Consider the following 21,564-nt stretch of genomic DNA (forward strand, 5'->3'; position numbering starts at 1 on the left):
ATACTTTCATCAGCCAGACATATTAGAGGTGATTGATATGACACAGTTGGAGCTTACAACCGTGATCGCCTATCTCGCGTTTACCGTCTTTTTTCTCGTCGCTTACAAGCTGGATCAGCTGTCTCTGCCCGGCCTCATCCTCTGCCTGCTCGGCTGCGCTGTCGTGGCCGTCCTGTTTTACATCGTCATGGCGAAATACTGGCCGATCTTGTGAGCAATAGCACGCAGCAACATCCGCCTACTTCTCAAACCACTTGATCAAAGCCTGCGTCCCGTTGTCTTCCAGTCCGTTTGCGGCCAGCTCGTCGTAGAGCGATTTGGACAGCTCGAGACCCGGAGTCAAAAGGCCCATCTCCTTGGCTGCTTCCAGCGCGATGCCCATGTCTTTGATAAAGTGCTTGATGTAGAAGCCAGGGGCGAAGTTGCCCGCGATCATGCGCGGTGCCAGATTGCTCAGCGACCAGCTTCCGGCCGCGCCGGCCGCGATGCTGTCCAGAACGCGCGTCGGGTCGAGTCCCGCTTTCTTCGCGTAGGCAATCGCTTCGCACACGCCGATCATGTTGGTCGCGATTGCGATCTGGTTGCACATTTTGGTGTGCTGGCCCGCGCCCGGACCGCCCTGGAGCACCACGTTTGTACCCATGACCTTCAGCAGCGGCTCGACGGCGTCGAATGCTTCCTGATCGCCTCCGACCATGATCGTCAGGCGGGCCTCGCGCGCGCCGATGTCACCGCCGGATACCGGGGCGTCGAGCGCATGCAGTCCGCGTTCTTTGGCTGCTTCGTAAATCGTTTTCGCCAGCGATGGCTTGGAAGTCGTCATGTCGATCAGGTAAGCGCCCGGCTTTGCGTTGGCCACGATCCCCTCCGCGCCGAGATAGACTTCCTCCACATCGCTCGGATAGCCGACCATCGTAATGATCACATCGGAAGCCTGCGCCACCTCCGAGACATGCTCTTTCCAGACGGCGCCCGCTGCCAGCAGCTCTTCCGCCTTCGCCCTCGTTCTCGTGTACACCACAACCGGATAGCCTGCCTTCAAGAAGTGTGAGGCCATGCTTTTCCCCATCACGCCCGTCCCGACAAACCCGATGACCGTTTCTTTTCCTCGCAACGTCATGCTTACCACTCCTGTCGTTCATCTTTCTCTCGACGAGCATACTTCTCTGACTCCTGGCCAAATTCCTGCAACCTTCGCCACGCTTTGCCTCATCCAGATTTGCGCAGCCGTCATTGGACTGCACCTGCCGGCTAAAACAGATTTGCAAACAACTGGCGCTCCCAATCACTCACATACCTGCTGAATTTATCGGCTTCCGTCCGCTTGATGTTGATAAATTCCTCCCAGATGGAACGTCCGATCGTCTCTGCCAAAATGGTGTCCTCCGCCAAATAGCCGATAGCTTCCGGCAGCGAACGCGGCACCCAGCTGATTCCCCGCTCTTTCAATTCTGCGTTGCTCAACTTGCTCACGTCGGTCGTAACCGGCTCCCCAGGCTCGATCCGGCTCTGGATGCCGTGCAGGCCCGCAGCTACCAGGCATGCGGCCAGCAGGTACGGATTGCATGTACCATCCGCTCCCCGAAATTCAAAGCGTCTCGCCCGGCGCTTCTCCGGAATGCGCACGAGCACGGAACGGTTGCCCGAGCCGTAGCAGACATGGGCAGGAGCCCAGGTGCCCGGCTGCATCCGCTTGTAGGAGTTTACGCTCGGCGCTCCGATGGCAATCAGGGAATGGGCGTGCTTGAGCAGGCCGCCGATAAAATGGTAGGCTTTTTCCGACATGTCCAGCCCGCGCTGGTCCGAGGTGTCTTCAAACAGGTTTTCTCCGGAATCATCCAACAGACTGATATGCACATGCAGGCCGCTTCCCGCAGCAAATACGCCTCCTGTTCAAATGCCATATACATCTTGCCGCCCATCAGTGACAATTGCGCCGCCCTGCCGGAATCGCTGCTCGATGGCCTGCTGTTTGGCACGAGTGTAGGCAGCTTCACCGGGGCGATCGATCGAGCCGGACTGTTTGAACAGGCCCACGGGGGAACTTTGCTTCTGGACGAAATCAACTCCATGTATCCCAACCTGCAAGCCAAGCTCCTGCGCGTTTTGCAGGAAAGAAAAATCCAGCGCCTTGGCTCATCAAAGGTGGTCGACATCGACGTCCGCGTGATCGCCACGATGAACGAAGATCCGCATGAAGCCATCGCCAGGGAACGGCTTCGTGAAGATTTGTACTACCGCCTTGGGGTCGTCACCATTTCCATCCCCCCTTTGCGAAAACGCAGGGAAGATATCCCCGTTCTCATCGACTTTTTCATTCAAATGCACTCGGCAGAGCTTGGCGTGGACGAAGAAGGCGTTGAGGATGAGGTGTACCAGTTTTTCCTGAACTACAGCTGGCCAGGCAAGGTTCGTCAGCTGGAGCATACCATCGAAGGTTGTACGAATCTGATATACGACGAAACGATGATCACGTTTGACCATCTCCCGCCAGACCTCAAGCTAAGGATGAACCAACTGGCAGAGCCGAGCCTGGCTTCCGCTCCATCCGCCTGTGATTTCCGGGGCAATCTCCCCGAGCAGATCGAACACCTCGAGCGGATCATGATTGAACAAGCGCTGCGAGACGCCAAGGGAAATGTCACCAAAGCAAGTGAGCAGCTAGGGATTCCCCGGCAAAATCTCAATTACAAGCTAAAAAAATACAATCTCAAAAATGTCAAAGGGATTCTTTCGTGACCCAGGAGACACCGGGAAAACAAAACAGCCCGGTCTGCCATAGCTTGGCCCGGGCCTGGAATATCGCATTTTTCAGTTGACACCTTGCTGATCTGCCGGATTCGACTTTTCGCTGTTTTCCATCCGCTTGTGCTGGACGTCTTCAAATCGCTGGCAAAGTTTCGCCAACGCGAACGAGAACGCTACGGAAAAAATCACGATTCCGTAAAAGCCGGCGCCGATCCCGATCCCGATGCCTCCGGCGAAAAAGATCATCGCTGCCGAGGTCAGCCCCTTTACTTGCAGACCGTCCTTGAGAATCACGCCTGCCCCCAAAAAGCCGAGCCCTGTCACGATTTGCGCCGCCAGCCGCATCGGGTCCATCATCGTCCCGCTGTTCGGGGAGCTGTACAGTTTCGTGCTGTAAATGGAGACAAGGGTGATCAGCGTGCAAGCGACGGATACGTACATGTACGTCTTCAGACCCGCCGGCTTGTTCTTGTGCGAGCGGTCCCACCCGATAAACATCCCCAGCACGGCACTGACGACCACGCGAATGTACAGCTCCGGATTCATGAAGACATGCTGTCCGTAAATGTTCAGACCTTCCATCCCTGTGCACCCTCTTTTCGCGTTAAAGAAATGATATGCGCTCATTTCTGGAATAGAACGGCGGGATGGAATGGAGATCAGTCAGGCAGAGAGCGATTAGGCCCGGGCCAGGTTAAACAAATGACAAGCAACAGCAGCGCCATTACCATTTGACAAACCGCCAGTCGGTTTGTATAGTGGATAACAAAGCGGACATCGCATGAACCAGGAGGAACTATGTCATCCATCCATCAAAACCAAAGCTTCCAACTGCTGCTCACCGTCACGGAACAGTTAATCGTGGAAAAAGGCTGTCACCAGACTACCTTGCAGGACATCATCAAACGCTCGGGGCTGTCTAAAGGGGCCATCTACCACTACGTCAAAAGCAAGGATGAGCTGCTCGGGCTGCTGCTCCGCAAACGCTTCGATCAGATCGCGGCGGAGTTTTACCAGTCCGTGAACCAGGGGGAGCAAAATTTGCAAAGCCCTCTGGCCGCCATTTCCAATGCGTTGCGTCACATTCACGATCCCAGGGACGTCACGAACCACATCTTTATTTACCTGCTCAGCAAAAAGGATGACCCGGCTATCGGCGAAATGCTGCGGGAAATCTACGAGCGCAGTGTGCGCAACTCCAAGGAATGGATCGAGCTCGGAATTTCCAGCGGCGTGATTCCGGACAGCCTCGATGCCGAAAAGACCGCGATCCTGTTTACGGTCCTGACCTTCGGCATCCGCGTGCAGTCGATCGTGTCACCCCAGACCTACTCGTTCACGGCGGAAGATGTGTATCAGATTATGTATCAGACGCTGTCCAAAGGATAAGTCGATCAGACAATAGAGAGGGGGCTACGTCCATGTTCTTTTTCTCGCTCTTCAAAGTCTTGCACATCATCGCCGGCTTTACGGCTCTGGCTGTCTTCTGGATTCCGGTCGTAACGAAAAAAGGGGGCAGAGCGCATACCCGGGTCGGATGGGTCTACGTCTACGCCATGTTCGTTGTCGCCATCTCGGCGTTGTTCATGGGCATTTGGCGGATCGGCTTTGATCCTGCGGCCACCGTCGAGTCCGTCGCGTTTGCCTGGTTCCTGATTTTCATCTCCATCCTGAGTACAGCAACCGCCTGGCACGGCTTGCGCGTTCTGCGCTTCAAGAACCGCACGGCCGGACATCGGCAATGGATCGACCTGCTGATTCCCGCGCTGTTGCTCGTCTCGGGAATCATCATCTCCCTTTATGGCGCATCCATCGGCTTTCCCCTGCTCACGTGGTTTCCGCTGATCGGCATCATGCTGGGGGCAACACAGCTGCTGTACTGGCTGCGTCCTCCGCGCAAAAGGATGCACTGGTGGATGGAGCACCTTGGCGGAATGCTGGGCTGCTGTATCGCGACGATCACGGCCTTTACCGTGTTCGGAGCGCCTCGGCTGCTCGGGATCAGCTCGGTACATCCGCTCGTCTGGTTTATCCCAACGATCGTGCTCGTGCCGGTCATTGTCGGTTTCTCGGCCTATTACCAAAAGAAATTCAGCCGCCCGAAGCAGATGTAGGACACTGCCTGCTCTCCCCTGCCGGTTAACAGCGAAAAAGGCAAAAGACTGCTGACGCCAGCAGTCTTTTCGTCTTGTGCAGCTGCTCCGGGAAGATGGGTACCCGCTCAGCTCTGCAATATTTTATAGTAAATGACGGTCGCGTCGAAGCTTCCGCCGCCATTTTCTGCATAGTACGGGATTCTCCCAGCCTCCGTATACCCCAGCGAACGGTACAGAAGATTGGAAGGGTCGCCTTCCCGCGTATCGAGCACGAGCAAGGTGCGCCGCTCGCTTCTCGCCTTCTCCTCGGCAAGCTGCATCAAAGCGCGCCCGATCCCTTTGCGCTGACGGCTGGGATGAACCATCAGCTTGGCGATTTCCGCCCGGTGCCTGGCGTTTTGCTTGACGGCCAGATGCAGCTGGATGGTGCCGACGACGATGCCATCCTCTCGCGCCACCCAGAGCCGGACGTGATCTCCCAGCACAGTCGACCAGTATACGCGCGCCATGTGGGGGTCCAGCGGCGGCAAAAATCCGATGGAGGCCCCATCCCCTACGACATCCACCAACAGTCGCGCCAGCCCGTTCGCATCCTCTCCGCCAAGCTCCGTAATCTCCTCGTAAACCAGTTTGGTAGACAACACGACACACACCCCTCCGTTATTCAAATGTTCTGTTCTTTCTATGAATAACTATATTGGGAGAAGAGCAGAAAAACAAGCACAGATGTTATATTTTCTTACATCACCAATTCCTTCTGCTGCATGCCTTTCTCGGGACGCTGGTGCAATGCCCGCGCGGCCAAAGCGGGCTTCTACGAAAAAATCGGGCTGCAAAAGGCGGCAGCGAAGCCTTTTGGGCAGAGCACCTCTGCCGTGATGGCCATCAGCCTGATCGGCGTATCGCTGGCGTATTTGCGCTACAACAAGCCGCCCGCGAAAATCTTCATGGGCGATGCGGGAGCGACCTTCCTCGGCTTCATTCTCGCCGTGATCGCACTCGACGGGGCGTTCAAGCAGGCGACGCTGCTCTCGCTTTTTATCCCTCGCTCTGGGCGTACCGATCTTCGACAATCTGTTCGTCGTCACCAAGCGCTTCCTGCAGGGCAAGCCGATCTACCAGGCTGACGCCAGCCAGGTGCACTACCGGCTGCTGCGAACCGGGCTGAATCCGAAGCAGGTCGTCACTTTTCTCTGCCTGATCAGCGTCTGCTTCAGTCTCACCTCGATCATCTTGCTGCTGCTCGGCGTCTAGCCGAAAGCGTAATCAAAAATGCCGCAGGGCTCTTCGCCCGCGGCATTTTTTCATCCCGATCAGCTTTGCGGCTGGGTCACGGCAGCGGCCTCGCCTGCCTGCTCCTGCTGCTTTTTGTGCTGCAGACACGCCTCGCAGCGTCTGCTTTTCCGACCGAATGCGGTGTAGTACTTGCTCTTTTTGCAGGAGCGGCAGGTGATGTAGAGCGAGCTGGACAGGTTGTAGTTTTCCTGCGGCGTGTTTTGCACGAGGTGAACCTGTTTGTTGAACTTGATCAGCAGATGAGCGGTATGAATCGCATCCACGAGGGCGGAGTGCAGCCTGCCTTCCTGCACGATCCCGGCTGCATCGATGGCGTCCTTGAGGCTCATTTGCTTGCGGCCGGCGAGCATCATGCTGATCGCAGGCTGGATGTCGTTGTAGTTGCGCAGCCAGCCGAAGTCGATGCCAAAGCGGGCGCAATGCTCGATCATCAGCCGTTTGTCGTCCATGCCCCAACTGCACAAATAGTAGTCCTGATCCTCACCGATCCAGTCGAGAAACGCGGAGAATGCCTGACGAAACGGGATGAACGTCGGCATGTTCTCCTTGTCGAGGCCGATGAACTTGCGGGTGCGCTCCGTAATTCGCCGTTCAATCGCAGGAAAGGTGTAGCGCTGAAAGGTATCCACCTCGACCCCGTTTTGCCCGGGCACGACCTTGGCCGCTCCGATCTCGATGATTTCCGGTATTTTGTCTCGCTGATGCGTCAGCGTCGTTTCCAGGTCAAATACTATGATTTGCATGATCGTTTCACATCCTGAACGTAATCCATCTGTTCTCTATTATCGCAGGATTGGCGCAGGAAAAGCAAAGGTGACTCTGGCTGTGCGACCAGATACCCCTCCTGTACGCAGAAAAAGAACAGCTGCCATGCATCGCTCGGGCAAATGCTGCAAAATCTGCGACCCGCACTCTCATCCAGCTTCGCTCCCTCCATTCCATCTCCGCTTGTCAGCAAAAAAGAGTATTTGCACGTGAATATCGTGATTCACCGGCGAATACCCCCTCTTTCTTTTCTCGCTGCTTCGCTAGCTGATAATCGGCTCATACAGGTCCACGACGTCACAGGAGCGCCTGCAAAAGACGATCGGAACCTGCTTCTGCTTGGCGAGTTTCTTGATATTTTTGCACAGATTGTGATTGACAAAGTTGATGAATACGAGAATGAGCTTCGTGTCCGACGGGATCATTGCCTTGACATCCGACTTTTTCCTGCCCGATACGTGATAGACACGCCTGAATCCTTTCTCCTGGAGCCTGCTCTCGATTGGCCCCACCCGATCACCGCCTATTACCAGAACGCCTGCCATCCGGTTTCCTCCTCGCTTTCCCAGCGCATCGCATTAATTTATATTATTCCTACTGATTTACTTTGTTTTATGCTTTTCATATTACTCCCCGTCTGCCCATTTGTCAACGAGCCCTAGCCGCTTCCTTCCGCGAACTATGCTGGCCGGAAAAGGAACTGTACTGGACGGAAAAAACAGCAAAAGCCGCCGTCTTCGGAAGCGGCAGCTTTTGCTTGGGGGAGATGTGTGCTATTCTCTGCTATTTATTTGGCATACCCTGACAGCGCGATCGCGGCCTCCCGAACAGCGGGAATGATTTGCTCATCGACTGTGCTCTCGTTGATCATGCTCGTCGGCGAGGCAATATTGACCGCAGCCATGATGACGCCGTCCCGGTCGAAAATCGGGAAGGCCACCGAGTAGATGCCGATCTCGAATTCCTCGTTGCTGACGGCATACCCGTTGCGGCGAATCTCTTCCAGCTGCGCTTTCAGAGCTTGCATCGCGGTTTTCGTCTGCGCGGTGAATGACTGCAATTCGATCTTCTCCAGCACAGCCGTCCGCTTTTCCTCCGGCAAAAAGGCCAGCAGCACCTTACCCATTGATGTCGCATGGGCAGGCAGCCGCGAGCCGATCGTGACGTTCAGCGTGGAAAAGCTGGTGGAAGTCGCGGCGCGGGCGATATACACGACCTCTGTTCCATCGAGAATGCCGATATGGGCGGACGCTCCGGTCTGATCCCGCAGTTTTTCCAGATAAGGCCGGGCCAATTCGGGAAGATGTATGGTGTTCAAGAAAGCAAACCCCAATTCCATGACTTTGGGGGTCAGCTGATAGCGCTTGGTCGTCTCATCCTGAAAGAGGTATCCCAAATGCTGAAGGGTATACAGGAACCGGAACGGAACTGTTCGGCTCACCCCCATTTTGGCGGCGATCTCTGCCAGACTTAGCGTGGAATGAGAAGCGTCGAACATTTTCAAAATTTCCAATCCCCGGATCAAGGAATTGGACAGATACCGGTCTTTCTCCGTTTTCGACATGAGCGCTTGTTACTCCTTTCACTTCGGGACAGGCAAATGGTACCTTTTCACCTATTGTAGTCTTCGCAAGTCAGCGCAACAAGTGCGAACCGTGGAAATACACGGGTCAGCCGATGGAAATGCGCGCTGTCTGTTTTTTCAGCGTCGAAAGAACACTCAATGCAGCCAAGTAACTCGTCTTCGGATTGTCGGGCATCGGGTCGTTCTCCAGACGGATGCTCATTTTCCCAAAAGATCCAACTGCCTCGATGCAATGAATGTTTTTCGTGGCCTTTGGATCGGCCACAATCGTCACCCGCGTCTGACTGCATCCCAGGCCCGCCAGCGACAAGACGATCGCCACGTTGATGTTTTTCGGGAACTGGCTGATGGCTTCCGTCGCCGTCCCGGTAAAGACGATTTCCTCCGCATCCACCTGGCGTCCCAGGAGCGATACGGGCGGCTTGCGAGTCGTCAGCGACACCTCGTCCAGTTGCCCCAGGATAACCGCCGACTGGATTACGTCGAGTCCGCCGATCGCCCCGGAAGGCAAATGAATGCGCGTGCCCAGCTTGCGGCAAAGTCCGCTCAATCGGTCGTAAAGCTCCTGATCCACGAGGGCGCCTACGCTGATGACCACCAGATCCTTGCCCCGGGAGATGACGAGCTCGGCGTAATCGCGTACGGCTTCCACGGTCGCTGCCTCGACGACGATGTCGATGCCCGCAGCCAGGAATGCTTCCACATCCGTAAAGGCCCGAACCCCGTAGGCGCACTCCCACTCGCCTGCCACATCCGGCTTTCGCAGCAAGACAGCTTCTACCGAGTTGCCCGGCAGCTTGTGATCCCGATTGATGCTTTTGGCCAGGAAGGTCGCCACTGTCCCTCCGCCGATCAATCCGATCTTCATCTCGCTCCCTCCTTGTCGCATCCCTGCAGAAAGGAGCGCACGAGGCTGTTGAACTCTTCCGGCTGTTCGATGTAGCACAGATGTCCTGCACGGGCGATGAGCTTCAGGGTAGAACCGGCGATCCCCTGCTCCACGATGCGCGATTCCGCTACCGGAGTGACTTTATCGTCTTCGCCGCAGATGAGCAGCGTCGGCATTTTCAGCGACGGCAATAGCCCCGTCGTATCCGCGTTGTACAAGGAGTAGGCCACAGAGCGGTAACCGGGCGGACGCACCATCGCCATGATGCGTTTGGCTTCCGCGATCGCTTCCGGCGCGGCATACGGAGAAAACATGGCGGGTATGCGCAGCTCTGCCAGCTCTTGCGGAGACAAGTTTTCCACGTTGTGCAGCCTGTCCTTCAGCTTGCGTTCATTCGTCTCGGGGTTCGTCCGGCCGCCGCGGGTGCTCGCCGCCAAAATCAGCGCCTGCACGCGCTCCGGATACTTCGCGCAAAACTCCATCGCGGTCGTGCTGCCCATCGAATGTCCGAGCAAAAAAATCTTCTCGAAGCCAAGGGAATCAATGAAGTCTTCGAGAATATCTGCCAGTTCGCCAAATGTGCGGAACTCCGGGTCCGGATCGGAGCTGTCTCCGTAGCCGGGCGCATCCCAGGCGATGACTTGAAACTGATCCTGCAAGCCGGCGAGCTGGCGGGACCACGATTGCGAATTGTTGCCCAGGCCGTGCAGCAAAATGAGCGGCGTGCCCACTCCCTGCGTCCGGTAATGAATGGAGAGCGATCCTGCTTGTGTATACGGCATGGCTATCACCTCGCGCGTCGATTTCGTCCGGAAATGAAAAGACCCGGCTGCCATCGTTGTGCCGGTCTTCTCGCTATAAGGGCTTGCCTGTGGTGACAGGCTCTCCCTGCAGCTCCCTCTTATTTTTGTTCGGTTGCTGCCGCTGCTGCTCTTGCCTTCGCGCGCTCGATGCGGATGGCTTCCAGCTCGCTGCCTTCCGGGTATGTCGGGAGCTGCGGTTTGGGGGCGCCCAGGATCACCGCCATGATCGCTTCTTCGTCACCTACGTTGCGCACACCGCGGTAGTAGCCTGGAGGAGACCAGATGCAATCGCGCTCGCTGAGGGGAATTTCATGAACCGTGTCGCCCAATTGCACCAGTGCCACGATTTTTCCTTTGATGACGAAGAACACTTCTTCTACGTCGCTGTGCAGGTGCAGAGGACCTTCTGCGCCGACTGGCAAGTACATGTTGCTCAACGTGAAGTGCTTCGCCTCGATCACGTTGCTGTCCGTGGCAGCTACACCGCCTGTACCGACATAGCGGCATTGCGCCCGGCGGTAAGCAGGGTTTACTTTCTCCTGGAAGGACAGTGCGTCATAATCGAGCTTTCTCGTTTCCAGGCGGGCAACGTATCTTTTCTCAAATTCCTCAATGGTCATGTTGGGATCGCTCATAAATAAAGCCTCCTTCTCTTGTTTTGCATAAGAAACGTTGTTTTGTATATAAAAATTGTAGGTCCTCTATTTTGAAAAGTCAATATTCCGAATGGTGAGAAAACTACGAGATTCCCACCCCCTATCCAAGTCCGCGCACCGCTAACCCACCGTCGCTCGACAGTACTTCGCCCGTAATGGCGCGCGCTTTGTCGGAAGCGAGCAGGACGTATGCCCCCACATGGTCTTCCGCTTCCATCGCGATTTGCAGCGGATTGCGCCGCTTGATGTTTTGGGCCTTGGTCTCGTTGTCCACGATCTTGACGAATGGACGAAGCGGCGGGATGACGGACAGCGCCGTCAGCGTACCGCCCGGAGCCACGGCGTTCACCCGGATGTCGGGAGCCAGTTCAAACGCAAGCTGGCGCATAAGACCGATCTGGGCATGCTTGCTGGCGGTGTACCAGACCCCTCCCCCATCCGGGTAAAAGCCTGCGCCGGACACGGTGAAGATCATGTTCCCCCGCGTCTTTTTCAGCTCCTCCACTGCCGCTTTGGCAGCGAAAAAGCTGCCTTTGACATTGATGGCAAACAGCATGTCAAAGGCTTCCGACAGCGCCTCTGGGGTGACATCGCCGAATTTGGCGAAGCCATCGAACACACCCGCATTGGAGACGAGGATGTCCAGCTTGCCGAACGCCTCGACTGCGCATTGCACGGCTCGCTGGTGATCCTCGTACACCGTCACATCGCCCGTGATGGTGCGGACCTTGTCACCCTGCTGCCGCTCAAGCTCGCGCAAACCCTCTGCCGAACGGTCCAGTATGGTGACGACCGCCCCTTCCTTGATGAATGCCTCCACCACCGCTTTGCCAATCCCGGAGGCACCTCCTGTGACATAAACCGATTTTCCGAGAAGCTCTGCCATCCCCGTCATGCCTCCTATACGAAAATTGCCAGGTTGCGCGTGTTGATCGTCGTTTGGTCGATGACGAAGAAACGCTTTGCCAGCTTCCACTCGCCGTCTGCATAAAGAAACTCGTCGGTGCGCTCGCCGGAGACCAGATCGTGGTGAATATCGGTCGAACGGCTGCGGTACAGGAGCAGATAGCTTTTGACCACCGCTCTTTCCTTTGGCACATATTCTTCCACGCGGACGTTGTTCACCGAGCGGCGCGTGCGGGAGGGAGGAATCTCCGCCCAGGCAAAGTCCGATTTCAAGCGCTCCACCCGCAACGCCAGCAGATTGTAATCGTCGTGGAAGGCGAACATGTCCGTCGCGTAGTCAGGGCGCTCGATCCCTTCCTTGTTGACGCGAACCGGCATCGTGTACTTGATGTCCGGATGCATCAGCGCGAGCCAGCCGTCAAAATCGATGTCGTCCAGCAGTTTGGCTTCGCGGTACAACCATTGCTGGAATTCGTAAGTAGCCAGCATCATTTCCATGCTCATAGCGTCTTCCTCCTTGGACGATCACGAGTTCATCAGGTCGAGCCAATAGCGGTAGTAGTTGCGGGAGTTGGCTTCCGAAAATTTGTCTCCGTAGGCAACGCCAGGTCCCGGGAAATCGGTGACAGGCTCGCGGTGCATCCCCATCGTATAGTTGAGGGTCAGCTTTTTGGCAAACGGCATCACGCCGCTTGCCGCTGCCGTAATATCGGTAAACACTTCGGTGTCGTCCTGCTCGAAAATGCCGGATGGACTAAAGGTCAGGATGTACGCTTCGCGGGAGCGGTATTTCCAGTCTTCCGAAGCGTTTTTCTCCACCAGAAACCACGTCATGACTTCCATCTTGTCCGGACCGACCGGCTTCCACAGACGCATGGTAGTATTGGAGACGAGCTGTCCTTTTACCTTCGTATGCGATACGAGGAAAGACAGGTTCGGGAACAGCGTACCGATCAGGTTTTTCATGTTGGAGATCAGCTCAAACTGCTCCGGCGTCAGGTGCGCCTTGTACTCGTCCTTCAGCTCTTCCGGGAACGGGAAATCAGGGTTCGGCGTGCCGATCAGACATCCGTGTCCGTTAGCGGTGTGAACCTGGTAGCCTTTTTTCGAGTACGTCGCGCTGGGCACCATGCCGAGCTGCGCGATCGAGCCGTGCGTCACCATTGTGTGATAGGAGTCGCTCACGAAGTTGTCGGAGCCGATTTTCCAGTTGGCATGCACGATAAATTTTTGCGGCGGTCCGACGACTTCCATCTCTGCGCGGCCCAGGGCGAGATCCAGGTACCATTTGAAATCGGTGAGAAATTCGTCCAGCGGCTGCGGATCGTCGCTCCACGTTCCAAAGATCAGCCCGCGATACGTCCCGATCGTCACTTCGTTCAGGGAGAGCGTAGAATAATCCAGCCTTCCCCCGTAAATGTCATTCTGCAGAGGGACGCCGATCAGCTCGCCCGTGTTTTTGAAGTTGAAGCCGTGGTACGGACACGTGAAGTTCGCCTTGTTCCCGCGATCTGCCCGGCACAGCTTCATGCCGCGGTGGGTACACATGTTGTAAAAGGCGCGAATCTGTTCGTCCTGCCCGCGTGCGACAATGACGGAATAACCCGCCAGATCGCGCAGCATGTAGTCGTTTTTCTTCGGAATTTCCGATTCGTGACCAAGCAGCACCCACGTCTTCAAGAAAATTTTTTCATGCTCCAGTTTGTAAATCGTCGGGTCTGTCAAAATGTAGGCGGGAATGACGCCTTCCTCCGGGTTCATGGTTTCGTTCAAATAGCGAAGGGCCTCTTCCCTCGTCATTTCGTCCAAGCGCACTTCGGGCTTGCCCATACGTGTTCACTCCAATCTCATGTAACGGTTTCGAGGACCTAAGAAACAGATTTTGTCTGACCGGCCTGCCGGATGACAGCTGCTTCTGCCGCTTCGCGCTTCAAGGTAAACAGGTAGGCGACGAACCCAACCAGGGCGATGACGATCAGCATCAGGATCGACGGTCCAAAATCTCCGCCGGACAGGTCACGCATCCAGCCCATGATGTAACTCGCGAAGCCGCCGAGAATATTCGTAAAGCCCATCAGCCCGGCTGCGCGTCCTGCTGTTTTCGGTGTAGAAAACTTGACAATAAACAGGTTGCTCAAATGGAAGACACCGCCTTGCGTTCCCATGGCGAGACCGATACAAATACCTGCCACGATCGGATTCGTCGCCACGACCGCAATCCCGAGGAACAGGGTACAGAGGCCAAACAGGATCGCTGCGAGCAGGCTTGGCCGCTTCGTCTTGTCTGCCAAATACCCGCACACCAGCACAAAGATGAGGGCGAACAGCCAGGAGAGCGAAGTGATGCCCGCCATCGCTTCTTTCGCGAAGCCTTTGCCTTGCGTCAGGTAGGTGGGCAGCCAGATGCTCAGTCCAAAGAACAGGAAGGACGCGACCAGCATCCCGATCCAGACGATCCAGTAGCGGAAGTCTTGGGCAAAGCTTTGTTTTTCTTGAACGGGCGCTTCCGAACTGCGGATGAAAGCCAGCTCTTCCCGGCTAAGCTTTGGATGCTCTTCCGGTGTATCCCTGGTCATGAAGTAGAACATCGGGATATTGAGCAGCAGGTTGCACGCCGCCAGAATAAAGAAGGAGAAATGCCAGGTCATGCTGGAGATAAGGACAGTCAGCACGAGCGCACCCAGTGCAGGTCCCAGGTAGTTGCCGGAAATCCAAGATGCTTGCGCGCGTCCCAACTCATTGCGGTGAAACCAGGTAGCGATGAATTTGCCGGAGACCGGAATCATGATCCCTTCTCCGACTCCCAGGATAATGCGGGATGCGAGGAACATTTCATAAGAGGTGGAAACCCCTGCCAAGACCATAGTCAACGTCCACAGGGCAATACCCAGCAAGGCGGTCTTCCGGGCGCCCAGTCTGTCGATCACGACGCCCCAGAAGAGATTGGACAGTGCATAGGCGATGGTGAAAATAAACGTCAGGAAACCGATTTTGGCGTTTTTGTCGGGACCGGTCAACCCCATGTCCTGCAGGAAACCGGGGTCTGTCTGAATCACGGAAATCCCGAGCTTGTCGATCTGGCCAAAGAACCAGAAGAAGAAGATTGGCAGCGAAATGTACACCCAACGCATGTTTTTGCTAAGCATAACAGCAACACCCCCCTTTTACTGACCGGCCTGCCTCATTCTGTCCTGATTAAACACCACTGTGGTTAATTGGCAAATCCATACGTATCTGCGAAGAGATCGATGCCGCACATCTGCGTTTCCCGGCTCAAGCCGCTTTGCTTTAGGCCCGGGAAGTCGAAGTGCAGGTCCTGGAAAATGGTATGATTGTTGAAGAACACCGCTCCGGCATCGAGTCGATCCGCAAAGGCTTCTGCTTTTTTCTGATCCGCCGTCCAGACCGATGCGCGCAGGCCGAACTCGGAGTCGTTTGCCAGCGCGATCGCCTCGTCCGGATCGGAGTACGTCAGGACAGGAATAATCGGCCCGAACTGCTCGACGCGCACCAGCTCGCTTCTCTGGCTGACGCCGGTGGCGATGGAGGGCAGCAGGAAGTAGCCTTGCTCCCATGACTCTTCGTCCAGCTTGATGCCGAGCGTCTCGACCTGTGCGCCTTCCTGTCTGGTCCGGTCGATCAGGCTGGTCACGAAGTCGTACTGCGCCTTGTTGTTGATCGGACCCATCATGGCGTCCGGCTGCATGCCGTTGCCGACGATCATCCGCTGGAACTCGCGGCGCAGCTTGCCCATAAACTCCTCGTAGCGGGATTCGTGGACGTACACGCGCTTGATGGCCGAGCACACCTGACCAGCCGCTCGGAGAATCCCCATGCGGATGCGCTGCATCGCGACATCGTTGAGCACCGCGTCTGGCAGGATCAGCGCCGGATCGTTGCCGCCCAGCTCCATGTACAGCTTTTTCACGGTACCGGCCGACATGCTCATGATGCGCTTGCCTGTCTCGGTGCTGCCCGTAAAGGCGATCGTGCGCACGCGCGGGTCTGTGCAAAGCTGCTTACCCACCAGCGCGCCAGAGCCTGTCACGATATTGATGACACCGGGCGGCAGCTGCTCGGCAACTACCTTGAGCGTAGCGAGTACGGTCAGCGGGCAGTCCGTCGCCGGTTTGACCACGACGGTATTCCCTGCGAGAATCGCGGGGATGACGCGTTTAAATGTAAGAATCATCGGAGAATTCCACGGCGAGATGACCGCCGTTACCCCTCTTGGCCTTCTGCGCAGCTGCACCATCTGTCCCCCCGGGATGGACTGCGGCTGCCACCATTTCACCAGGGCATCGGCGCCTTGGCTCATGATTTCCACACAGCGCATGATGTCTTTTTTCGCTTCTACCAGCGGCTTGCCGTTTTCGCGAACAAACAGGGGAACGGTCTGCTCGATGAGAGGGGCCAAGTGCCGGGAAGCTTCCTTCACCAGCTCGGCGCGCTTCTCGGCAGAGGTCGCTGCCCATGCAGGGAAGGCGCGTTCAGCCGCATCGATGGCAGCCTTGACGTCTTCTTTGGTGCAGAGAGCGACTTGGCCGACGACTTCCGTGAGCACGGCGGGGTTGGTTACATCGGTGACCTTTGCCCCTTGTATCCATTCCCCGTTGATCAAAAACTGGCCGGAAATGCCAGGAAATGCGTTTGACATCGGTCTTCTGGCCTCCTTACAATTTTTTCGGCTTGAATGCATCTGCCGCTCCGGGAGGGCCGCCAAACGGCTTCGCCATCGGGCCTACCGCATTCATGTCGACGACGATCATGGAAGGCTTCCTGCGCGCGACAGCCGCTTCCAGCTCCGCCACGAATTCTTCGGCATTGCCGATGCGGCTCGCTTCAAAGCCCATCGACTTCGCCAGCAGCACAAAGTCCGGGCTGAGCAGATCGACCGCTACCTGACGGCCGTACGCGGCATTCTGGATGTTGCGCAGCACTCCGTAGCCCTGGTCGTCAAAGAGAACGACGATCAGCGGCAAGTTTTCCTGCACTGCGACAGGCATCTCGCCCACGTTCAGCATGTAGCCGCCATCGCCAGCCATCAGCACGACGACGCGGTCAGGCTGCCCTGCTTGCGCGCCAAAGGCGGTCGGCAGACCTTGTCCGATGCCGCCGCCCGATGCGTGAATGGAGGTGCGCGGCTCGTAAATTTCAAACAGGCGGCTGCCCCATACGTTCGCAGGCACGGTCACGTCGCGCACGAGGATGGCGTCTTTCGGCAGCACCTTGCGCATGCCGTCTACGAATTTTTCGTAGGGACCCAGCGTCTCGCGGAGAATGCGGCGGACTTTTTCCCGTACGTTCTTCACTTCGGCTACGTATTCGGCATCAGGAGCGGTGCCCTGTGCCGCCAGCGCCTCGTTCAGCGCATGCAGGATCGGCTTCGCTTCGCCCAGCAGACCGTGCGTAATTTCGTAGTTGCGGTTGAAGGCGCTCCAGTCCGCGTCGATGCTGATGTGCACCTCCGGCACCGTCACTTTCCAGTTGGCTGTCTCGTTTCCGCGAAAACGCACGCCTACGCTGATGAGCAAATCCGCTTTCTTCAGCAGCTCGCGCACGTCTTCATAGGCGGCGAAGTGGCCGATGCACTGCGGATGGTCTTCCGGAATGGAGCCTTTGCCCGATTGGCTCGTGATGACAGCCGCGCCGGTCAGTTCAGCCAGCTTCGTCAGCTCTGCGGAGGCTTCGGAGGAAATGACGCCTCCCCCTGCCCAGATCACGGGACGGCGAGCTGCCGCGACGAGCTTGGTTACTTCCGCCGGAATGTGCGGAGCGGCTGCTTGTGCAAATACAGGCTGGACGGCTTCGAGCACGCTGTCTGGAATGATCGCGGACTGGAAGTCGATCGGAATTTCCAGCGATACGGGACCGCGCGGCGCTGTCGTCGCATCCTGAATCGCCTGTCGCACGACTGCCGCCGCTTGCTCCGGCTTGCGCAGGCGGTACGCTTCCTTGCAGCAGCCTTTCATCATCGCCAGCTGGTCCTTGCACTCGTGAATGTAGCCTCTGCCTGTTCCCAAATATTTGGAGGAAACCTCTCCGGTCAAATGCAGGACAGGGGTTCCGGCCGCCCAAGCTTCTACCAGAGAGCCTGCCGCGTTGCCTGCGCCGCTGCCTGTGCTCGTAATGACGACGCCGAGTTTGCCTGTCGCGCGGGCATAGCCGTCTGCCATGTTCGCTGCTCCGCTCTCGCCGCGGGCGCAGACGATGCGGATGCTGCCCTCGCGCAGGAGCGCGTCGTAGATTGGCATGTTGTGAATGCTGACGACGCCGAACACCACTTCTACTCCTGCGCGTACAAGCTCCGCCACTACTGCGTCTGCCGTCGTAAATGCCAATTGCCCGTTCGTTGTCATGTCCTTCTCTCGCCCCTTCGCATTACAGCGCTTTTCCCAAAGCTCCCGCAACTTCGATTGTCGATCCGGATACATAGCTTGCCTGCTGCGACGCCAGGAAGAGAATGACGCTTGCCACCTCTTCCGGCTGCCCCACCCGGCCAAGCGGGATATTCCGTTTTTTTGCCAGGTCGCTGTAGTATTCTTCCGGGTCCATGTCTGGAGCGTTTTTCAACCGTCTGCGCTCCCACTGGTCGGTCGCGATCAGGCCGAGGCTGACCGAGTTGACCAGAATGTTGTTTGGCGCCAGCTCGTGCGACAGCGTCTTGCTCAGGTTCAACAGCCCTGCGCGGGTAGCGGCGGTGGCTACCATGTGGCGCTCCGGTTCCTTGGCCAGCGTGGCGTTGATGTTGATGATCCGGCCGCCCCCGCGCTTGAGCAAATGTGGGTAGACGGCGCGAACCGCGTTGATGATGGCGAAATACTTCAGATCAATCTGCTGCCGCCACTGTTCGTCGGTGATGTCGAAGAAATAGCCCATGACGCTCTGCCCTGCCGCGTTGACCAGGATGTCCACGCCGCCCAAAGCTTCTGCGGCCCCGTCGATGAAGCGCGTCACGTCTTCCTTGTCGGTCACATCGCATGTCTCGGCAAACATATGCCCGGAAGAAGCGAATGCCGCCAGTTGCGCGACCGCCCCTTCCATCCTCTTCTGGTCGCGCCCGCAAATTGCGACCCTCGCGCCTTCCTGCAAAAACATTTCCGCCGTCTTCAAGCCGACGCCAGACGTTCCGCCCATGATTACCGCGACTTTGTTTTTCAGTCCCAAATCCATCGGTTTCACCACTCCCCAAGGCTTCTGCCCGTTAGTCGGCTGATTGGTTGTTGACGAGCTTGGTCGCCCAGCCCTCGTCGGGATCGCCCTGCATCGACGCGCGCGCTCCTGGGGGCGGCGCCCCTGCCGTACCCCAGCGGTCCATCAGATGCGGGACGCGCTTCCAGACCAACGCTTGCCATTTGTCGTCGTCCTCAACCGTCGTCAAGTAGCAGGTGTACTCCATGACATACCCGGCCGGATCGCGGAAGTAACAGAAAATGTTGTTGCCAGGGCCGTGCCGTCCAGGCCCCCACAACGGTTCTACTCCTGCCTGGCGGACGTTGCTGATCCCGCGCATGACCTCATCGACCCCCTCTACCTCGTAGGCGATGTGGTTCACGGAAGCGTGCGCACTCTGGTTGAAGGCGAGGGAATGATGGTTTTTGTTGCAGCGCAAAAACACCATCTGATGCTCGCTCCAGTCCGTTACCTTGAAGCCAAGGACTTTCGTGTAGAAGTCGGTAATCATGTCGATGTCCTTCGTGTTCATGACCACGTGGTTCAGCTTGATCGGATCGACATTTTTGCGGCTCCATTCCTTCGTGTGGATCTCTACCCAGCAAGACAGCTCAATACAGCGGCCTTCCGGATCGAGAAAGCGCAAACCGTAGCCCGTGCCGGCTTCGTCGAGATAGCCCGGCCCGGACACGAGAGGAACGCCCAGCTCTTTCAGCTTTTCCGCCGCATTGTCCACGGCAATTTTGTCGATCATGCCGAATGCGATGTGATGCAGACCGCGCTTTTCCCCTATTTGCAAATGGAGGATGTGGTTTTCGGAGCCTGCGCCGCGGAAGTAGACGTTGGTTTCGTCTTCCAGCAGCTTATCCAAACCCCATACTTTCTCGTAGAAATCCGACTGCTCTTTCAAAAAAGGGGTAAACAGGCTGATATGCCGCAAATGGGTGATACCGAGCATCCATCTCACCTCTTGTCTATGGATTCATTCATTTATATACAAAACATCGTTTCTGAAACGCATGAAAAAAGGGCGAGCTTTGCTAAAACCTGTCTCCAGGCTACTGCCGAATAAACCCCTGCATTTGGTTTCATATACAAAACTAAGTTTTCTATATGAATTTATTTTATTTTTCCCGCAACCATCGTGTCAATACGAAATATTTTGATTATTCCATCTACAATTCATTCACACCCAATGGATGACGTGCTGCCCTCCCGCCTTTTGCCGCTTCAGCAAATTTGCTACTGTCTCGGCCACGATGTGCATCCCTTTTTCAATTTTGGCCTGGTCCGTCTGGATGATGCTGAAACGCAGCCCCCGGGTTCGGGGAAACAGGCGCAAGTAATGTTGCTCGGTCGAGACCACCCGTACCTGCTGCGCGTGCAAGGCGGTAATCAGGTCGTCCGGCTGTATCCCGTCGGGTATCGCCATCGTCGCGAAAATTCCCCCGCTCGGCACTTGCAGCCGCACCTTTGGCGGCAGCCAGCTGTTGGCGCATTCCCCCAGCTTTTGTATCCGCAGGCGGTATTTCTCACGCACGAGTGCAGCGTGGTGGTCGTACATGCCGCTGCTCAGGTACAGCTCCAGCGCAGCCTGGGACAGTGCCGCGGTGCTGGAGTCGCAGGATGCCTTGTACAGCCGGAACGTCTCCGTGAGCGATGCCGGGAGCACGACTGACGCCAGCCGCAGCCCGGGGAGCATGATCTTGGAAAAGCTCTTGACGTAGATGACCCTCCCCGTCTGATCGTAGCTGTAAATCGGATCGGCTTTTGCATTCGCATCCATGTCGGCGAGGAAATCATCCTCCACGATGTAGACATCATATTGCGCTGCCAGCCTGGCAATGTGCTTTTTTTGCTCCTCGCTGTAGCTCGCCCCCAGCGGATTATGGAAGCGGGGCACGGTGTAGAAAAACTTGATGTGATTGTTGCGGAAATGCCGTTCCAGCTCGTCGAGGTCGATACCCGCCATCGTCCGCTCTATACCGAGTGCCATAACCCCCAAAAGCTCAAGGGAACGAAGCATGCCGTGGAACGTCGGCTGCTCCACGAGCACAGCGCTCTTGCCGTTGGGAAAAGGCATGGAGGCGAGCAAATGGAGGGCCTGCTGGGCGCCGGACACCACGCATATTTGCGAGGGCGGAGCAAAAATCCGGGAATGGGCCAGATGCTTTTCCAGGGCGCGGCGAAGCGTAAAAAAGCCTTGCGGATCGGAATATGCAAACAACTGGTCTGCGTACAGCTCGATTGCCCGATTCAGGCAGTGCTGAAAATCTTTGTACGGCATCGCGTCCGCATCCGGAGTGGCGGAAGTAAAGTCCACCCATCCCGTCTCGGACTTCCTGGCATGCCGGGGGCGGAGGACAGCGTAGTAGCCGCTTTTGGGAACGGAGTAGATCAGATGCTCCTTTTCCAGCTCCTGATACGCCCGTATCGCCGTGTTTTTGCTGCAATCCCAAAGCTTGGACGCTGAACGGATCGAGGGCAGCTTTTCCCCAGGCTTGATGTTGCCCCGCGCCAGCTGCTCTTTTATAAGCGCTTTCACAACTTCGTATTTGTTCTCCATTTCTCCTCTCCTCCAGCCAATCTGTATGGGTACAGGTTTGCTTTTCATTTGTTTCCAAAATAGTTTGAATTCAGTATATTT

At 56.6% G+C, this 21,564-nt stretch carries 23 protein-coding genes and 1 pseudogene; 5 read left to right on the forward strand and 19 right to left on the reverse strand.

The annotated features are described in order from the left end of the window. The first annotated feature begins 37 nt into the window (after nucleotides 1–37). Nucleotides 38–214 (forward strand): hypothetical protein, encoded by a 177-nt coding sequence (locus ACFSO0_RS01415; RefSeq protein ID WP_376875239.1) that lies wholly within the window; start codon nucleotides 38–40, stop codon nucleotides 212–214. Between the two features lie 24 nt (nucleotides 215–238). Here ACFSO0_RS01415 and ACFSO0_RS01420 read toward each other — a convergent pair whose 3' ends face one another. Further along, nucleotides 239–1,120: an NAD(P)-dependent oxidoreductase gene (locus ACFSO0_RS01420; RefSeq protein WP_376875242.1), complete on the reverse strand. Its 882-nt coding sequence runs from the start codon at nucleotides 1,118–1,120 to the stop codon at nucleotides 239–241. Nucleotides 1,121–1,251: 131 nt separating this feature from the next. Further along, nucleotides 1,252–1,857: a type I glutamate--ammonia ligase gene (locus ACFSO0_RS01425; protein ID WP_376875245.1), complete on the reverse strand. Its 606-nt coding sequence runs from the start codon at nucleotides 1,855–1,857 to the stop codon at nucleotides 1,252–1,254. Between ACFSO0_RS01425 and ACFSO0_RS01430 the strand changes: the two genes are divergently transcribed. Then, nucleotides 1,852–2,739 carry a sigma 54-interacting transcriptional regulator gene (locus ACFSO0_RS01430; protein ID WP_376875248.1) on the forward strand — a complete coding sequence of 296 codons (888 nt, stop codon included), beginning with the start codon at nucleotides 1,852–1,854 and terminating at the stop codon, nucleotides 2,737–2,739. The two genes, ACFSO0_RS01425 and ACFSO0_RS01430, sit on opposite strands and share 6 nt — an antisense overlap. A gap of 72 nt (nucleotides 2,740–2,811) precedes the next feature. Here ACFSO0_RS01430 and ACFSO0_RS01435 read toward each other — a convergent pair whose 3' ends face one another. Further along, entirely contained in the window at nucleotides 2,812–3,330 is a 519-nt protein-coding gene (locus ACFSO0_RS01435) for an MgtC/SapB family protein (protein ID WP_376875251.1), read from the reverse strand. Nucleotides 3,331–3,546: 216 nt separating this feature from the next. On the opposite strand from ACFSO0_RS01435, the gene ACFSO0_RS01440 reads away from it, so the two are divergent. Continuing rightward, entirely contained in the window at nucleotides 3,547–4,137 is a 591-nt protein-coding gene (locus ACFSO0_RS01440; RefSeq protein WP_376875254.1) for a TetR/AcrR family transcriptional regulator, read from the forward strand. 32 nt (nucleotides 4,138–4,169) lie between these two features. Then, nucleotides 4,170–4,862 (forward strand): DUF2306 domain-containing protein, encoded by a 693-nt coding sequence (locus ACFSO0_RS01445; protein ID WP_376875257.1) that lies wholly within the window; start codon nucleotides 4,170–4,172, stop codon nucleotides 4,860–4,862. 107 nt (nucleotides 4,863–4,969) lie between these two features. On the opposite strand, the gene ACFSO0_RS01450 is transcribed toward ACFSO0_RS01445, so the two are convergent. Next, a complete protein-coding gene (locus ACFSO0_RS01450; RefSeq protein ID WP_376875474.1) occupies nucleotides 4,970–5,485 on the reverse strand; it encodes a GNAT family N-acetyltransferase in 516 nt (171 codons plus the stop codon). A gap of 216 nt (nucleotides 5,486–5,701) precedes the next feature. On the opposite strand from ACFSO0_RS01450, the pseudogene ACFSO0_RS01455 reads away from it, so the two are divergent. Next, nucleotides 5,702–6,098 (forward strand): annotated as a pseudogene (locus ACFSO0_RS01455) (MraY family glycosyltransferase); the annotation flags it as partial. A 59-nt stretch (nucleotides 6,099–6,157) separates the two neighbouring features. On the opposite strand, the gene ACFSO0_RS01460 reads toward ACFSO0_RS01455, so the two are convergent. From ACFSO0_RS01460 to ACFSO0_RS01530, 15 genes are all read right to left on the reverse strand, one after another. Next, a complete protein-coding gene (locus ACFSO0_RS01460; RefSeq protein ID WP_376875260.1) occupies nucleotides 6,158–6,883 on the reverse strand; it encodes a 3'-5' exonuclease in 726 nt (241 codons plus the stop codon). Between the two features lie 285 nt (nucleotides 6,884–7,168). After that, nucleotides 7,169–7,450, reverse strand: a complete 282-nt coding sequence (locus tag ACFSO0_RS01465) for a DUF2325 domain-containing protein (RefSeq protein ID WP_376875263.1) — start codon at nucleotides 7,448–7,450, stop codon at nucleotides 7,169–7,171. 242 nt (nucleotides 7,451–7,692) lie between these two features. Further along, nucleotides 7,693–8,469, reverse strand: a complete 777-nt coding sequence (locus ACFSO0_RS01470; RefSeq protein ID WP_376875266.1) for an IclR family transcriptional regulator — start codon at nucleotides 8,467–8,469, stop codon at nucleotides 7,693–7,695. 106 nt (nucleotides 8,470–8,575) lie between these two features. Continuing rightward, a complete protein-coding gene (gene nadX, locus ACFSO0_RS01475; RefSeq protein ID WP_376875269.1) occupies nucleotides 8,576–9,358 on the reverse strand; it encodes an aspartate dehydrogenase in 783 nt (260 codons plus the stop codon). Then, nucleotides 9,355–10,161, reverse strand: coding sequence for an alpha/beta fold hydrolase (locus ACFSO0_RS01480; RefSeq protein ID WP_376875271.1), 807 nt, complete (start codon nucleotides 10,159–10,161; stop codon nucleotides 9,355–9,357). The genes nadX and ACFSO0_RS01480 overlap by 4 nt, the downstream gene beginning before the upstream one ends. A gap of 119 nt (nucleotides 10,162–10,280) precedes the next feature. After that, on the reverse strand, nucleotides 10,281–10,817 hold the full coding sequence (locus tag ACFSO0_RS01485; RefSeq protein ID WP_376875273.1) for a cupin domain-containing protein: 537 nt from the start codon (nucleotides 10,815–10,817) through the stop codon (nucleotides 10,281–10,283). Between the two features lie 121 nt (nucleotides 10,818–10,938). After that, nucleotides 10,939–11,724, reverse strand: coding sequence for an SDR family NAD(P)-dependent oxidoreductase (locus ACFSO0_RS01490; RefSeq protein WP_376875276.1), 786 nt, complete (start codon nucleotides 11,722–11,724; stop codon nucleotides 10,939–10,941). Between the two features lie 14 nt (nucleotides 11,725–11,738). Then, nucleotides 11,739–12,248 carry an aromatic-ring-hydroxylating dioxygenase subunit beta gene (locus ACFSO0_RS01495; RefSeq protein ID WP_376875279.1) on the reverse strand — a complete coding sequence of 170 codons (510 nt, stop codon included), beginning with the start codon at nucleotides 12,246–12,248 and terminating at the stop codon, nucleotides 11,739–11,741. A 21-nt stretch (nucleotides 12,249–12,269) separates the two neighbouring features. Beyond that, entirely contained in the window at nucleotides 12,270–13,574 is a 1,305-nt protein-coding gene (locus ACFSO0_RS01500; RefSeq protein ID WP_376875282.1) for an aromatic ring-hydroxylating dioxygenase subunit alpha, read from the reverse strand. Nucleotides 13,575–13,612: 38 nt separating this feature from the next. Beyond that, entirely contained in the window at nucleotides 13,613–14,890 is a 1,278-nt protein-coding gene (locus tag ACFSO0_RS01505) for an MFS transporter (protein WP_376875285.1), read from the reverse strand. A gap of 65 nt (nucleotides 14,891–14,955) precedes the next feature. Further along, nucleotides 14,956–16,401, reverse strand: coding sequence for an aldehyde dehydrogenase family protein (locus tag ACFSO0_RS01510; protein ID WP_376875288.1), 1,446 nt, complete (start codon nucleotides 16,399–16,401; stop codon nucleotides 14,956–14,958). A 16-nt stretch (nucleotides 16,402–16,417) separates the two neighbouring features. After that, entirely contained in the window at nucleotides 16,418–18,103 is a 1,686-nt protein-coding gene (locus ACFSO0_RS01515; protein ID WP_376875291.1) for a thiamine pyrophosphate-binding protein, read from the reverse strand. A 22-nt stretch (nucleotides 18,104–18,125) separates the two neighbouring features. Next, on the reverse strand, nucleotides 18,126–18,917 hold the full coding sequence (locus tag ACFSO0_RS01520; RefSeq protein ID WP_376875294.1) for an SDR family oxidoreductase: 792 nt from the start codon (nucleotides 18,915–18,917) through the stop codon (nucleotides 18,126–18,128). Nucleotides 18,918–18,948: 31 nt separating this feature from the next. Next, entirely contained in the window at nucleotides 18,949–19,875 is a 927-nt protein-coding gene (locus ACFSO0_RS01525; RefSeq protein ID WP_376875297.1) for a VOC family protein, read from the reverse strand. A 228-nt stretch (nucleotides 19,876–20,103) separates the two neighbouring features. Continuing rightward, nucleotides 20,104–21,483, reverse strand: coding sequence for an aminotransferase-like domain-containing protein (locus ACFSO0_RS01530; protein WP_376875300.1), 1,380 nt, complete (start codon nucleotides 21,481–21,483; stop codon nucleotides 20,104–20,106). Nucleotides 21,484–21,564 lie beyond the last annotated feature (81 nt).

It is taken from the genome of Brevibacillus sp. GCM10020057 (assembly GCF_042683565.1).
Classification (GTDB): Bacteria; Bacillota; Bacilli; order Brevibacillales; family Brevibacillaceae; genus Brevibacillus.

Bases quoted from the DNA above. Each gene is read 5' to 3' on its own strand.
- ACFSO0_RS01530 (WP_376875300.1), bottom strand. From the start codon at position 21,483: ATGGAGAACAAATACGAAGTTGTGAAAGCGCTTATAAAAGAGCAGCTG.
- ACFSO0_RS01460 (WP_376875260.1), bottom strand. From the start codon at position 6,883: ATGCAAATCATAGTATTTGACCTGGAAACGACGCTGACGCATCAGCGA.
- ACFSO0_RS01520 (WP_376875294.1), bottom strand. From the start codon at position 18,917: ATGGATTTGGGACTGAAAAACAAAGTCGCGGTAATCATGGGCGGAACG.
- ACFSO0_RS01440 (WP_376875254.1), top strand. From the start codon at position 3,547: ATGTCATCCATCCATCAAAACCAAAGCTTCCAACTGCTGCTCACCGTC.
- ACFSO0_RS01435 (WP_376875251.1), bottom strand. From the start codon at position 3,330: ATGGAAGGTCTGAACATTTACGGACAGCATGTCTTCATGAATCCGGAG.
- ACFSO0_RS01495 (WP_376875279.1), bottom strand. From the start codon at position 12,248: ATGAGCATGGAAATGATGCTGGCTACTTACGAATTCCAGCAATGGTTG.
- ACFSO0_RS01445 (WP_376875257.1), top strand. From the start codon at position 4,170: ATGTTCTTTTTCTCGCTCTTCAAAGTCTTGCACATCATCGCCGGCTTT.
- ACFSO0_RS01470 (WP_376875266.1), bottom strand. From the start codon at position 8,469: ATGTCGAAAACGGAGAAAGACCGGTATCTGTCCAATTCCTTGATCCGG.
- ACFSO0_RS01505 (WP_376875285.1), bottom strand. From the start codon at position 14,890: ATGCTTAGCAAAAACATGCGTTGGGTGTACATTTCGCTGCCAATCTTC.
- ACFSO0_RS01415 (WP_376875239.1), top strand. From the start codon at position 38: ATGACACAGTTGGAGCTTACAACCGTGATCGCCTATCTCGCGTTTACC.
- ACFSO0_RS01485 (WP_376875273.1), bottom strand. From the start codon at position 10,817: ATGAGCGATCCCAACATGACCATTGAGGAATTTGAGAAAAGATACGTT.
- ACFSO0_RS01430 (WP_376875248.1), top strand. From the start codon at position 1,852: ATGCACATGCAGGCCGCTTCCCGCAGCAAATACGCCTCCTGTTCAAAT.
- ACFSO0_RS01500 (WP_376875282.1), bottom strand. From the start codon at position 13,574: ATGGGCAAGCCCGAAGTGCGCTTGGACGAAATGACGAGGGAAGAGGCC.
- ACFSO0_RS01510 (WP_376875288.1), bottom strand. From the start codon at position 16,401: ATGTCAAACGCATTTCCTGGCATTTCCGGCCAGTTTTTGATCAACGGG.
- ACFSO0_RS01420 (WP_376875242.1), bottom strand. From the start codon at position 1,120: ATGACGTTGCGAGGAAAAGAAACGGTCATCGGGTTTGTCGGGACGGGC.
- ACFSO0_RS01480 (WP_376875271.1), bottom strand. From the start codon at position 10,161: ATGCCGTATACACAAGCAGGATCGCTCTCCATTCATTACCGGACGCAG.
- ACFSO0_RS01515 (WP_376875291.1), bottom strand. From the start codon at position 18,103: ATGACAACGAACGGGCAATTGGCATTTACGACGGCAGACGCAGTAGTG.
- ACFSO0_RS01465 (WP_376875263.1), bottom strand. From the start codon at position 7,450: ATGGCAGGCGTTCTGGTAATAGGCGGTGATCGGGTGGGGCCAATCGAG.
- nadX (WP_376875269.1), bottom strand. From the start codon at position 9,358: ATGAAGATCGGATTGATCGGCGGAGGGACAGTGGCGACCTTCCTGGCC.
- ACFSO0_RS01490 (WP_376875276.1), bottom strand. From the start codon at position 11,724: ATGGCAGAGCTTCTCGGAAAATCGGTTTATGTCACAGGAGGTGCCTCC.
- ACFSO0_RS01525 (WP_376875297.1), bottom strand. From the start codon at position 19,875: ATGCTCGGTATCACCCATTTGCGGCATATCAGCCTGTTTACCCCTTTT.